12 protein-coding genes and 1 pseudogene are annotated in these 14,604 nt (G+C 39.1%); all 13 read right to left on the bottom strand.

Annotated features, from left to right (window positions below; translation table 11 throughout):
* Window positions 1-4 precede the first annotated feature (4 nt).
* Window positions 5-1,138 (bottom strand): polysaccharide pyruvyl transferase family protein, encoded by a 1,134-nt coding sequence (locus C0033_RS17655; RefSeq protein WP_103229224.1) that lies wholly within the window; start codon window positions 1,136-1,138, stop codon window positions 5-7.
* Complete coding sequence (locus tag C0033_RS17650; protein WP_146043785.1) at window positions 1,135-2,397, bottom strand: hypothetical protein; 1,263 nt, start codon at window positions 2,395-2,397, stop codon at window positions 1,135-1,137. The genes C0033_RS17655 and C0033_RS17650 overlap by 4 nt, the downstream gene beginning before the upstream one ends.
* Window positions 2,398-2,416: 19 nt before the next feature.
* Window positions 2,417-3,397, bottom strand: a complete 981-nt coding sequence (locus C0033_RS17645) for a glycosyltransferase family 2 protein (protein WP_103229222.1) — start codon at window positions 3,395-3,397, stop codon at window positions 2,417-2,419.
* A gap of 6 nt (window positions 3,398-3,403) precedes the next feature.
* On the bottom strand, window positions 3,404-4,492 hold the full coding sequence (locus tag C0033_RS17640) for a glycosyltransferase family 2 protein (RefSeq protein WP_103229221.1): 1,089 nt from the start codon (window positions 4,490-4,492) through the stop codon (window positions 3,404-3,406).
* Window positions 4,489-6,414 (bottom strand): hypothetical protein, encoded by a 1,926-nt coding sequence (locus tag C0033_RS17635; RefSeq protein ID WP_103229220.1) that lies wholly within the window; start codon window positions 6,412-6,414, stop codon window positions 4,489-4,491. The genes C0033_RS17640 and C0033_RS17635 overlap by 4 nt, the downstream gene beginning before the upstream one ends.
* Before the next feature lie 20 nt (window positions 6,415-6,434).
* Window positions 6,435-7,706, bottom strand: coding sequence for a glycosyltransferase family 4 protein (locus C0033_RS17630; RefSeq protein WP_242984537.1), 1,272 nt, complete (start codon window positions 7,704-7,706; stop codon window positions 6,435-6,437).
* Between the two features lie 14 nt (window positions 7,707-7,720).
* A pseudogene (locus C0033_RS17625) lies at window positions 7,721-7,999 on the bottom strand (SIS domain-containing protein); the annotation flags it as partial.
* Between the two features lie 578 nt (window positions 8,000-8,577).
* Window positions 8,578-9,213, bottom strand: coding sequence for a hypothetical protein (locus C0033_RS17620; RefSeq protein WP_103229219.1), 636 nt, complete (start codon window positions 9,211-9,213; stop codon window positions 8,578-8,580).
* A gap of 69 nt (window positions 9,214-9,282) precedes the next feature.
* On the bottom strand, window positions 9,283-10,389 hold the full coding sequence (locus C0033_RS17615) for an LCP family protein (RefSeq protein ID WP_103229218.1): 1,107 nt from the start codon (window positions 10,387-10,389) through the stop codon (window positions 9,283-9,285).
* A gap of 150 nt (window positions 10,390-10,539) precedes the next feature.
* A complete protein-coding gene (locus C0033_RS17610; protein WP_103229217.1) occupies window positions 10,540-11,958 on the bottom strand; it encodes a sugar transferase in 1,419 nt (472 codons plus the stop codon).
* Between the two features lie 137 nt (window positions 11,959-12,095).
* Window positions 12,096-12,812, bottom strand: a complete 717-nt coding sequence (locus C0033_RS17605) for a CpsD/CapB family tyrosine-protein kinase (protein ID WP_103229216.1) — start codon at window positions 12,810-12,812, stop codon at window positions 12,096-12,098.
* Window positions 12,802-13,572, bottom strand: a complete 771-nt coding sequence (locus tag C0033_RS17600; RefSeq protein WP_103229215.1) for a Wzz/FepE/Etk N-terminal domain-containing protein — start codon at window positions 13,570-13,572, stop codon at window positions 12,802-12,804. The genes C0033_RS17605 and C0033_RS17600 overlap by 11 nt, the downstream gene beginning before the upstream one ends.
* Window positions 13,573-13,970: 398 nt before the next feature.
* A partial coding sequence (locus C0033_RS27140) for a CpsB/CapC family capsule biosynthesis tyrosine phosphatase (protein ID WP_103229214.1) occupies window positions 13,971-14,604 on the bottom strand: 634 nt, incomplete at its 5' end.

Here is a 14,604-nt window from a genome sequence, read left to right as displayed (position 1 = left end):
TTTTCTAGACACAATCAAGATAGCCAGAAATATAATCAACGCTATTTTTCCTAAATATATCTAATTGAGAAGATATCACTTTATAATCAATTTCATCTTGATGCTCTCTAGAAATTTCGTTAATATTTTTAATCACCCTATCTCGCAGTCCAATTTTCTCCAATATATCAGTTTTTCTAAAGTCCGATGCATTTTGCCCACATATAGAATAGAAATTCTTTTCAAGATTAACTGATAATATGGTTCCGTGATATGAATCTGTTATAATAATCTTTGCATTATAAATCAAATTCATAAATTCAACTGGTCCACATTCAATATGATGGGAAATACGATGGGATGTAGTTGGAATATAAACATATGGAGTAATAACCTTTAATTGAAAGTTATTATGCTTAGCATATTTGTCTAGTTTTCTAATTCTTCTTAGGTTTTCTTTGTAGCCTGCCAATGAATAATACAAAACATATGGTTTCTCTTGACATTTACATAGCTGCAATTTTTTAATCCACTCATCTTTACAAAGTAGAAAAGTAGGATCCACAACCCAAGGAATATTCTTATTTAACAGAGAACTCATAACCTTTGAGCTAGAAGGTTCGCGCATTGAAACAGCTGTAAATGATTTTAAATCATCAATCAACATACTAATCTCGCTTGTATCCATATTTCCGATTGATGAACCATATGATATTTTCATTCCTGTAAATTCAGAAAGCAAATATGGTTTCATGAATCTCCACTCATTCCAATTAAGCTCACACGAATGTTTATTCCATATTTGATCACTACCACTAATACAAACATCGAATTCGCTAGATATTTTTACAAAATCGTCCGGATTAGAAAATTGCTCTGTTTTCACAAAAAAGGAATCAAAAAAATCCTCAAATATGCTAGCTCTCTTTAATTTTTTTTTAATTATAGGAAGAAAAGTAACATCTTCTAGTAATCTTTTTTTCCCAAACTTATATCTAAAGTTTGAATAATACCTTTTTTGTTCATCCATTCTATAATTAATTATCTTACAATCGTAACCTAATTGTCCTATTTTCTCTTGTAACGCATACGCTTGTAATACAGATCCAAAATTATATGCAGCATGATATGTAATAATACCAATTTTTGTCACTGTCATCCCTCACCTTTCATATTTTTATTAAATGCCAGTGTTATAGCCACACAAATAACATTCATAGCAGGTCCTACTGAAACAATATATAGAACAGTATTTATTAACAAAACAAACTCTACTATAACCAATCCGTTCCATCGTATTGTTTCTTCACTTAATGCATTTTTACGTATATTTCCTATAGAAAGGAACAATGGCAATAAATAGAACCATGCAAAAAGCAGACCTCCATTTGATAATATGCCACCAAGTCCTGAACTATTTCCAGCCAACTTATTTTGCCACTTGACAATTGCTCTCATACCAGTACGAAAACGATCCATTGCTCTTGAGTTCATATACCCATTTCCTATAAATGGATGTGCCAAAAAGCTCATAATATTTGCCTTTAAATCATCTATTCTTATAATGCCAGAAATATTTCCCGTCATCAATTTGTCATATGCAATATATGCCACACCTCCTACCGCCACAATTAAAATTAATGGTATTGTAACAATCCGCAAAAACTTATTATTTCTTATATAATTTCTATATTTAATAAAAAGAAATATTACTAAAAAAATGAATCCCGTTGATGAAAGTGAAGTTATGATTGCACCAATCAAGATTAGCTCATTCTTAACGCTCGTATTATACAAGAACATTTCTGCGTACAAAGCCAGAATTAACAAATATACATACATTGGTGCTTCAGTGAATATCCCAATATTTCTTATCAATCTATAGCCAAAAATATCTGTATATTGGCCTTCATTATAAATATACCAATATACCTTGTAATTATAATTGCTCCATCCAATCTCTTCAGCAGTGAATATCTTACTTGGAGAAAACAAGCCTAAAACTGTACCAAAGAGATAAAAAAACAAGGAACATGCAGCAATAATAATCATTATATTCTTTAATGCACGTATAAGTTCCATGACATTTTGTTCTACGTTCCCCATAAAAAGCCATAAATATATTAATGTTACAAGAATAATATGAATCACTATAAAATAAGTATATTTGAAATCACCAAATACAACCAAAGCTATTACTGAAATGAGATAGAGTAGTAAAAAAGCTAAATACACCACGGATTCAAAAACAATCTTTGAACTTAATTTTAAAAATATTCCCAAGCTCACTATAATAATACAAAGCAATGTCATTGTATTATCTCCTGTAATTTTTGAAAGCAAGCTTTGACAGCTTAAAATCAGTGTTCCTGAAATCAAATGAGAGAACACCCTAGAAATAGATAATTTTACACGCATTTTTACTCCCTATAATAAATCAAAATCTTCTCAATACTACATATCTTATAATGTTAAATAGATAGAATCTAGATATTCGAAGTACCCTTACTTTTTTTACTTTATTCGTAGCTTGATATGTTACAAAATGTTTTGTCTTTATGTTTGCATCTATGGTCTTTAAATCACTTCTTGCTTTTTCCACATCTTCGCGAAGCAAATAGGCACTGTACATTATATCTGTAATTTTCAATATTTTCTTTTCAAGTATTTCTTTTTTGTTTCCACTAACTTCGTTCATGTTGGAATATGAAGAAAATAATTTATTTACTACAAGATTTGTGTCTTTATAATGCTTCCTTATCCCTTCTAGACTAACGCTTTGTCCTTCTACTCCGAGTCGATAGCAGTAAATTGGTTTATCAAACCTTGAAATGTTTTTTGCTACCATCAATGGTAAAAAAGTATATTCATTATCTGTATAAAAGCAATTCTCCGTTATTTGGATGTTGTTTTCCCGTAATAGAGATGTTTTAATCGTTAGTTCGTGCATCAATACATCGTTTTGGAACGAAACGTTCTCAATATTTGTCTCTTTATCTGTCAGACTTTTATGATTATCAACAAGCTTCTTTTCATCTGTGTTCTCATAAAATTCATAAAATGAGCTTATTATCAAATCTGATTTTGTTTTTTCAAGATACTGAACAAAACTATCTAGATTGATTGTCTCATACCAGTCATCACCGTCTAACTGTTTAAAATAAGTACCTGCGGCATGCTTCACAGCAGCATTTATCGTTGATCCGTATCCTCCATTCTGCTTACTAATGAGCTTAAATGTATCTGGATATTTTTTTTCATACTCAGCAGCAATTCTCTCTGTCTTATCCTTCGAGCCGTCATTTACTATCAAAACCTCGATTTTATCTTGATTTTTTATAACTAGCGATCCCAAAGTTTTTTCCAAAAATTGTTCCACATTATAAGCTGCTATCGAAATTGTTAACACTTTATTCATACATCATCACCTTATTCTCATTCCACAATTAGGGAAAACATTTCCAATAATTCTTTTTTTTGTAAAACCTAGTAATGCCATAGCATGAAAATATTTATTGTATAGAAGGTTCCAAGATAAACCCCTACTATATGACATTTTTTTTGCATTCTGGTAAGCTTTCTTATCAAATTCTATACTCAAATATCTCAATTTACTCATTCTTCTCAATTCATCTAATACTTGCTTGAAATTCATACCCGATGTCCCGGAACAAATCAAACTAAGAACAGACGAGATTTTCTCACCTAAATCCAAAAGCAGCCATTCATTTAAAGCAATATCATCATATGTGAAGCCTAAAGTTGAAAGCAAATCAAATTTCTTGTCAATAACTTTATATATAGATTCAACTCTATTATAGGAGTACCTTAACGTTGTACTGTAGCCTGAACGAATATAATGCTCATAATAAATGGAATCATTTACTACCATAGTATCGACATTATTGAATACTGAAAGATTAAAATCAACATCCTCATACCCTGTTCTAAATGTCTTATCAAAACGAATTTCATTATCTCCGTTGTTTAAAACTTTACGTGAATAAATTGCATCCCAAACAAATCCAAAATAACGTTTTGCATCTAACTCTGCAAAATTCTTCTTAATGTCAGTTCGGTCATAAATTCCCTGCATAAATTTATCTTCTTCCACAGAAATTATTTGTCCTTCCTCTGTCGTAATAATTCTTTTTCCAAATTTTACAACATCTGCTTCATTTTTTATGGCTAACATAATATTATCTTTTAGAAAATTCGGAAGAAAAATATCATCATTATCACAAAATGTAATATATTCGCCCTCAGATTTTTCCATTCCTGTGTTTCTAGCTTCGGAAATGCCCTTGTTTTTCTGGTGAATTACTTTTACACGACTGTCTTTCATTGCAATCCGATCACAATACTCTCCACTTCTATCTGATGATCCATCATCTACTAATATTAGTTCGATATTACTATAAGATTGAGATAAAATACTTTCCGTAGCACTATCAATATATTTTTCTGCATTATATACCGGCATAATGACGCTAATTAAAGGCTGATTTATCATTTCCTATTCCTCCGCGCATATAGCAAAGAAAAAATTTTTCTATAATCAATAGGTAACTTGATGAGTCTTTTTAGAAATCCAATTTTCCAAGGACTGTCTATAAAATCTTTTTTCAATTGTGAGATATGTGTAGTATAGAACATTACACTTTTAGGAGCTACTACTTGAACTGTTTTAGCACCAGTTTCGAAATAGAATACTCCCAAAGAACTTATATCCTTTGCATGAGGTTGTCCACCCAATTTCATTATCCCCTCTACTGAAGTTTCTATTTTTATCACCTTATGACCATATGTATTAAAATAATCTTTCACAAAGTCTAATGCGCCATCCTGAAGTTCACTTGTTATATTCTTGTTAATTATTTCTTCATTTTTATTTTTCACACTATTTGAAAAAATAACATTTCCTTCATTGGTATATCCTTCAACGGATCCCTGGGGAGCAGTAAAAAACATTTCTAATAAAGCGACATTGGCGGCAATAAAATTCCTCTTTTCTTCGCTGTCTTCATGATTCAGAAATAAACCTTTTGCTCTTTGTCCAATATGTGCATCTTCTCTAACGCCAAAATAGTAACCGTTGATTTCTGTTTCTGATATAGTTTCAAGGCACTTTTGCATTGTGCAACGCCAACCTATATCTACAACTTGAACTGCTTTTTTTATTTTCAGACTATCAAAGTAATTAATAAAATTCTTAGCTTCTTGTGCTCCTTTTTCTCGTATTATCGGCAATAAATCTTTTATTAAATCATATACCATTCTGTTTTCAAATAATGAATCTCTCTTTAAAATCATTTCAAGAGACAACTTTTTTTCTTTTATTATGTCATAAACATAATCAGACTGTATGTTAAGCAATAAAATCAAATCTCCAAGAGTAAATTCACGTGATGCAGATTTAAGAAAAAAACAAATATCTTCTGGATCCGAAATATTACTCATTGCAGGTGGCGTCAAGCTCTTCCTAGACGCTAGAAAATAGTGAAAATTACTATTCATACCCTGATTCAAAATCCGCATGGCCTTTTCGACAACATAACAGTCTCTTGCAAAAAACAAGACATCTTTTTCTGGAGATAAATGTCTACAAAGCCATTCTGAAAAGCAATACAAAAGAGGGCCATAAACCTCATATCCAATTCTTCTTATATAGGTTTCTTCTTTAGCTACTCGATTATTAATAAACGGATAGAGCTCATTCGAAGTATGAAAAAACTCGCAGTTCTTTTGTATTCTTGCAATATTTAATACCTGAATACCTAGCATTAATGGTTCTATAAAATCTCCCTTTTTACTATCTCCAATATGAATCATATTTCTTTTATTCAACTTGTTCTCTTGAACTACAACTTCAAATAACGATCCATTCGATTTCGTTTTACCGTATTCACTTGATACATATAATTTTTCAAACCCGACATATCCATTTTTCCTTAACAACTTTTCCAAAAATGCACTTGGCAGATACATGTCAGAAATAATATAGATGGTCTTATTTTGTTCTAAACACCAGTTATATATTTTCATAAATTCAAGATTAATCGTTGTTAGTTTTTCTTCTGTCGCAAGTTCTTCTTCAATTAATTGCTGTACAATTTCTTCTGTAATTACTATTTTCGACCCATTAAGTGTTAATGATTTCCCCAATATTTCTTTGTAAATGTCAAATATAGTAATTTCACAATTTTTATTCTGCTTTGCAAATTGTTCTGATTGTTTTCTGAGTTCGACAAATTCTATACTCGAACCAATATTTCTCGATATAGCCAAAAAAACATCAACTGGTGAATTGACATCCCTTTTTAGTAAGGTATCATATATATCAAAAGAAACTATGTCATAATCTTTTAATTTCATTATGATATTCTCAAATGAATATTGCGGATATCCATTAATTATTCTTTTTAACAAATTCATATCTATCTCCTAAAAAATCCCTAGCTAAATAAATCTTGAAAAGTAACACCCGCTTTTTCCCAAGTCCAATTATTCCTTATAAATTCAGCCGCATTTCTACCAAATTTTACTCTTTGTTCTTCATGATTTAGTAATTGACATACTGAATCAGCAAATTCTTTGTTCTCATCTGCAATAATCCACTCTTTATTGTTTTTTGCATCTATATTTTCTGCTCCTATAGAAGTTGTAACTACAGGAAGTCCTATAGACATTGCCTCCAAATTTTTGGTCTTTATCCCACTTCCAAATGTCATAGGACAAACGAATACCTTACATTTAGTCAAGTAATCTCGAACATCCGGTACTCTACCAGTAAAAACTACATGCTCAGATGATAATTTTTTTAGTTTTTCTGAGGCTCCACCACCAATAATCATGAATTTTGTGTTTGGATTTTTATCTAATATATCCGGAAAAATATCCTCTATAAAATGACGCACTGCATTTTCATTATGCGCCACACTCATCGCACCAAGAAAACCAATTACGTCTCCTTCATTTCCAGTTTCTCTATATGAAAAATAATCAGTATCAACACCTATGGGTACCGCACAGGCCTTTTTTGTACCTATCTCTTGGTTGAAATCTTGTGCCTCTTGTGTTGCAACAAATACCGTCCTGTCACAAACTCTTCCTATTTCCAATTCATACTTTTTTAGTAGCGCTATCTCTGTCTTGATAACATATGATTTTATAGGCTTGAAAAGCATCACCTTTTGCATGAAGCTCGGAACTGTATTTATAAAAGTACCATATGGATTTATACCGTCTAAGTCACTATCTAATTGACGCTGATATCTTAGCGAAATACGATCATCGAGATCCGCAATTCTCAGAGCATTAATATCCTTAATATAATCCGTGCTACGAACCATATCACCTATTACAATATCCGGCTGTTCTTCTAATACCAGCTGGTCAATTATAGCTTTTGCTCTAGTGTTCCAAAACAGAGATACCTGCATAGGCTTTTTCTTCTTCAAAACAGAGTCAAATAATATATTCTTTATTTTTTCTTTTCCGGACGCGCCTGGAAGCACCTCTAATCGATCTATAAAATTCGGCTTTAATGCTGGATCATCTCCATCCTCCAGGAAAGCAGCTACAACTAGACGATATCCTAATTCTTCCGTCAATATCCTACAGTAATGATATAAAGAAGTCTTTCTTCCAGAGGATGCCGGAAAAGGAAGCCTTGGCATCACAAATAGTATCGTGTGTTTTTTGTCTATATTTTCAATTACTCCCACTTTCTCTCACGTCCTTAATTTCCCCAAAAATAATCTTCCAACATCAAGCACCAACAATGATAAATTGGCAGATGCAATTCCTGTATCATATAAGTTTCTGTTTCTGGAACCTTCACACATACATCTGCAACAGTAGAAAGTTCTCCACCTTTTGCTCCGGTAAGTCCGATTACTTTAATGCCACTAGCTCTAACAACTACTGTTACATTCATAACATTCTGACTGTTACCAGATGTGGAGATACCTAAGAAAACATCCCCTTGACGTCCATAGCCAAATAACTGCTGTGCAAATACACCGTAACCATCTTGACATAGGACCACTCCCTTACGCTCGGAGCGACATTGATTTCTCCCTCCCCCTCTGACCCTAAAGGTCGGGGAATCATTGTGGATTTCAATCGTATTTTTTACATATTTTCTTACCAGACTGCTATTGACCGCTACTATGCAGGTATACACTTCACAATTTTTGTTTTATCCTACCATTTTATAGAAGCAATAATGTTCCGAACCATATTTTGCTAAATTTTCAATCCTTCTTCCGTCATTTCACCCATACACTTTTATCCATTTTTCTCATATTTTCCACACTCTATATTTATAATTCTTACAACATTTAATGGGAAAAAATCACCTCTTTGCAGGTTACTTCATAGAGGATAAATTCTTGTATAGCGGTTCAGTCCCTTCACTATTACGAGCAAAAATTCATGGTAAATCACTTGCATCAATGGAATTATTACTAACTTTTCTTCGTTTCATTGCATTCAGCCAGAGGGTTCATACCCATGTTGGCGTTCTCCCCCTCTGGCCTCCTCAAATCTTTCCAACCCGTTTATAATCCCTAATCCCGTCTATTCCACACCGGATTACTTCTTGTAAACAATGCTGAATGATCCCGATCCACTGATATTCACAGTTATCTTCTTGTTTGCAACGTCCACATTGGCCGGATTAACCAGCTTCCATAATCCAGTCGCATTGTCATAGAACAATACCTGAACATTGTTCAATCCCTGAACCAGGTTTGGCACATACAAAGATACTGCCACTTCACCTGTTTTTGGCTGGTTTGTGTTCACATCTTTTGCCACAATCGCCTGCACGGATGTCAATGCGGAGTATCCGTTCAGATCCACATCCTTTACTACGTCTGCTAATGTGTTGCCTGCATTGATCGCATTGATCGCAGCTACGGTCTGTGCCGGAAGTCCTGCAGTTGCAGCCTCTCCCGTTGCAAAGCCTACCTGGATATCTCCAATTACTGCAGTTCCTGATGCGGATGCACCTTCTACTGACACTGCATTGGCCGACGTGGTTCCTGTGTTGCTTGCCGCACTACTTCCAGTAGTTTTACTGCTGGAAGTGGAATCATCGTAGTAGCCGTTACTGTCGCTTCCGCTGATGTTGACATTCGTATTTGGGCTTTGAGCCGCAAATGCGCTTGCCGGCTGGGCTGCCACCAGGGCTGCTGTCAGAAGAATACCGATCCATCTCTTTTTCATGTTACATCACCTATCCTTTCTTTTCTTTTTTATCAATAAACAGCTGGTTTGCTGATTATTGCCCTCATCTTAGTGCTTTTCCACATAAAACAGGTCCAGCACCATAGGCACCAATGCCTCCCGGTCCACATGGTATTCATCATACAGATCCGTCTCCACCGCCTCTCCCGGAACCGTTAAAATATCCCCGTCCCCAAGACTGTCCTGGCTGTTCAGCACCGAAAGCGCCATATCCAGGTATTGATCCTTCGCCATATTTGTCACCATATAGCTTTGCAGCTGGTTCATCAGGTCCGGAATCAGGCGGTCATTCTTTGCTGCCGCCGCTTTAGTTGCCTGCAGATACCCCTGCAGATACTGTTTCTGCCTTCCCATACGGCCAATTGCCGTCTGGGATTTTGTAGTGTCCCGGTAGCGGACAAAGATCTCCGCTTGGGCTCCGTGAAGAGTAACGGTTTCCCCCTTCTTTAACTCCGGATCCCGCTTTTCCAGCCCCTCGTCCCGGACCGTCACGGTTACTCCTCCCACCGCATCGTTCAAAATCGGGATTGCGCTGATATTGACTGCCGCATACCCATCTATCTTTAAGTTTCCAAGTAAATTGGAAACCGCCTCTGTCATCAGTTCACAGCTTTTCTCTCTTCCATCCCCATAAGCATAAGCAAGAGTTAAATGCTGGACGTCCTTTCCCAGCTCATTGCCAGACAGGTCAAACAACGTTATCTCTGTCATGCTGTCCCTTGGGATCATCAAAATTTTCACCCTGTCTCTGGCCGCGTCCTGGGCAACCAGGAACACTCCGTCCGCCTGCCCTCCCTGCCCCGATGCCGTATGTGATTCCATTTCCCCTTTGGTATCCACACCGATACAGAGGATGGCGCGCATCGCCGTATTCCTACGGTATGTTTTTCCCTGGAAACGGATTTCTCCGCATCCATTGTCCCGGCCTTCTTCCCACTCTGATACCGCGTCAAACGATCCATCCAATCCGGATGCTTCCTGCTCCTGATATGCCAGCAGCTTTTGTTTTGCCTCCCTGCTGGCCTGGTAGGACCGGAAGCTGAAACTTACAAACCAGCCCAGCAGTCCCAGCGCCGCCACGACTGCTGTCACAATCAAAAAAATTCTATGTTTCTGCCGGTTTTTCTTTTCTTCATGGCCTGTTTCTGCTCTCATGCCTTTTTTCCTTTTGCTGTTTCTTTTTCCTTTTTATATCAAGCCTGTTTCTTTTTTCTACCTAGACTTTTTTCTTTCTGCCCAGTTCTCTTTATTCCTGATTATTCAAAATCGTTACTTCCCATTCGCTTCTTCCTATTGCTTTCTCTATCAGGATGCCCCCCTGTGGAACAACACCACATAAACCGTCTGGATCAGAAGACGGATATCCAGCCAAATCGACCATTTATCGATATATTCCAAATCCAGGCTCACCACCTCTTCGAAATCATGGATATCACTTCTGCCGCTCACCTGCCATAATCCAGTTATGCCAGGCTTTAAGCTCAACCTCCGTTTATGATGCTCCTCATACTGCAGGAACTCATCCTCCGTCGGCGGCCTCGTCCCAACCAGGCTCATGTCCCCCTTTAACACGTTGAAAAACTGGGGGAACTCATCCAGGCTGGTCTTTCTCAGGAATTTCCCCACCTTTGTAATCCTGGGGTCATCCTTTATCTTGAACATCAGGCCCTTCATCTCATTCTTTTTCATCAGTTCCTTTTTCCGTTCCTCGGCATCCATGTACATGGAACGGAATTTATAGATGCAGAATCGACGGCCGTTTCTTCCAATCCGGACCTGCTTAAAGATCGCCGGACCCGGTGATTCCAGATGGATGGCCGGAACAATCACTAGACAGAGCAAAACGGTAACCAGGGACCCAACAATTCCTCCGACCACATCCATGACACGTTTTATAAATAGCTCTGTAGGTTCAAAGATCCGAGGGCTGTAGGTCAGTACCCGGTAAGCCCCCAGACGCTCAATCGCCTTTTCCTGATGATCGTAAGTATCCACCGCCACATGGGTTTCAATCCCCATCGTTTCCAAACGCACAATAAAACGGTTAACCTCTTCCCTGGTGCTGTATGGAAGGCACAAAAGCGCCTCATCAATCACCTGGTGTTTTAAAAAGTCCTTCAGGTTTTCCCCACTCAGTACAATCCGTTCTCCACGGATCCCCTGTTCAATCTGGTGGATGCGGATTTCCTCCCGGTTCCCTTTTTTTCCAACCTCGACGACTGCAATGACTTCATACTCAAACAGAAAGGAGTGCACAAACTTGTCGATTGCTGCAACCAGGTTTTCCCGGTTGGCGCAGATCAGAAGCTTCTTCCGGTTCCCGGACTTTTTATAGTAAGCACGCAGAACCTTCTTTAAGTTAAACCGCCCTATGTACATCAGGATTGTATTGGATACAAAAAACACAATGTAGACCGAACGCGGAAACAAGGTTCCCGCCCGGTTTAAATACAGGATCATCGCCAGCAGCAGCGCCATATACAAGTTGGCAGCCAGCACGATCTGCAGTTCTTCCCAGTTATTCCGCTTCATCAGCGGCTTGGGAGGCTGGTAAAACAACACCACCAGCACATAGACAAAGATCATCAAAATGCATCCAAACCATGCATCCGATATCATCCGCCCCTGGACAACCCGGTATCTTAAAAAGATTGCTAAAACAAAGGAAATGATGATCTCGCCAACATCAAGCAGCATATAAAATGACTTGTTTTTCACAAGCATAATTCATCCCCCCATTTCCCCTAAATATTACCTGTTACACATTTTATTTATTGTATTATCTGTTGCCCGCTGTACGCTATGTGAGTAGTTATGTAATCTTGCAAGAGCCCTGTTCTTTATTCCTTCGGCCTTTCCACTCACGTTTCCTTCGCATACTCATACTGCTTCCCATACTTCCCATATCTTCCATATTTCCCGTAATACCGGTAATACCCGCTGTGGTCCACCGTCACCTTATTCAGCACCGTTCCCAAGATACGGCAGCCGCTCTTTTCCAGCTGGGCCTTCACCTTCTGAAGCAGGCGGAAACTGATGGCACCGCTCTCGATCACCAGCACGGCCCCATCACATTGACGTGCAACAATAGCTCCATCGATCAGGTTCCCCATCGGGGGGGTATCAATCACCACATAATCATAAGATTCCCGGGCCCATTTGATCAGCTTTGTGAACATGTCCTCTTCCAAAAGCTCTGCCGGATTCGGAGAATACGGGCCTGCAAACATTACTTCCAGTCCATTGACATTGGTCTCATAGATTGCTTCTTCCTTGGATACCTGGCTGCTCAGGTACTGGGACAGGCCGTTAACTTCCTTATCTAACTGGTATCTGGACACGGTCACCGATTTTCGGATGTCCGCATCGATCAGCAGCACATTTTTCCCAAGCTGTGCCAATGACGCCGCCAGCTGGAAGGACGTTTCACTCTTCCCTTCATTGGGGATCGAGCTGGTAAACATGATGACTTTGATATTGCTTCCGGAAAACTGGAGATTGGTCCGCAGTGTCTTAATCGCTTCCACATAGTTATAATCAGCCACCTCATACTGGGAGAGACGGATTTTATTTTCCATTGGAACTACCTGCCTTTCTTCTTGAAGTCTTTCTCTTCTTCTGTCCCTGGATCTCCCCGCTGTCGCTGATGGATTCCTTGGATGGGATCACCGCCAGCACCGGAAGCTCCAGGTATTTCCTGATATCGTCTTCGGTCTTCACCGTGTCATTCAACACCACGCTCAGGGTAATGGCCGCACACACCAGAAACAGGGCCGCCAGGCCGCCGATCGCCGCATTCTTTTTCACGCTGGGGCTGGTCTTTTCCAGTGCCACCACGCCGTCCTCAATCAGTTTCGGCGGAACCATTTCCATGATCTCCCCAATGTAATCAGAAGCTTCTGCAGAAATATTGTCCACGATCTCCTTTGCCAGATAAGGGTCCGGATCTTGTACCGAGATCATTAGGATTCGTGTATTGTTCGGATTGTCTATGTTAATTTTCTTGCGAAGCTCCTTATAATTCATGTCCAGGTTCATTTTGCTGATCACACTCTGAAGCACCGGGCGGCTGTTGATCATCACCTTATAATCCTGGGTCAGCTGGCTCCCGATCTGCAGGTCTGCCAGGGACGTCAGAGTGGTTTCCTTCGACAACACATATAGGCTGGCACTGGACGTGTACTGGGGCGTTATCACAAAATAGCTGTAAGCACCCACAAGCCCTCCGCCCAGCACAAGCGCCGCCAGAAGCGCCCACCACTTCCGCCGGAATTCAAACAACAGTTCCCGTAAATCAATTTCAATCTCATCCTGACCTTCGTCAAATCTCTTTTCCATAAATGATCCAGTTCCTTTACTTAATTTCTATCGTTCTGTATTTTAAACGTTTCTTTTCCTAACGTTCTGTATTCAGTACCAGTTAATCTATATTCCAGCTCAGGTATCCAGCCTTTGTCTTTATCTTTATGTCTTTATCTTTGTGCCTTTATCTTTGTGCCTTTATCTCCAGCCTTCACCTCTATGCTTTGTTCCCAGCCTTCATTTCTATACTTTGTTCCCAACCTTCATTCCTGTCCGCTGTCTTTATTCTTCCGTAATTCATTCCAACGCATCCTTTCCATTCCTTCCCCTGAAAAACCCCTTAATTAATACCGGTAGGATTCGTTCCCTTTAACGACTTCACCCATCTCACATATCCCACTTCCCATATTCCGCTTTACGTATTCCGGCTTTCATCAACCCGTCCCAGCCATTTCCCCAATCAGAATCTCCACCGGATTCCCATACATCATCCGCTCCGCCCGTTCCTCCCCGCACTTCCTATTCATCCATTCCACATCCTTCTTAATCTCCGGCGGCCGGAAGTTCACCCGGTGCATGTCCGTCCCAAAAAACTGGATCTTCCCCTCCTGCACCATCTTCCTGCACCAAAGGCTTTCCTTTACCTTCCGCACCTGCAGGCTTCCCGCGCACAGGCTGCTGAAATTCATCTGCATATAAGCCCCGGACTTTCTTAACTCCTCAATCCTCCCAGGCGCTCTCAGGCACGGATAGCGTTCAATATGAGCCAGCACCGGCCGGTAACGCATCAGCGCCATCTGGCGGACCGCCTGATAGATGATTTCATAGGTCACATCCGGCTGAAATTCCATCAGCAGGCAGTCAGAGCCGGCCAGCGGCACCGTCTTTCCCGCAGCTACCGCATCAAATATCCCGTGATAGTAAATAAGCTCCTGCCCCGCATAGATCCTCATATCCGGAAACAGCCTGTCCGCCTCCGCCTGCACCTTCCCCGCCAGTTCCAGAATTCCGTCCGGGTCCATATAATGCTTTCCTCTGTGGTAATGCGGAGTCGCTATCACCCCGCGG

The organism is Clostridium sp. chh4-2 (assembly GCF_002899675.1).
In the GTDB taxonomy this organism is placed as follows: domain Bacteria; phylum Bacillota; class Clostridia; order Lachnospirales; family Lachnospiraceae; genus CHH4-2.
Note: the sequence above shows the minus strand (reverse complement) of the source record. Positions and strands in the feature narration are given on the sequence as shown.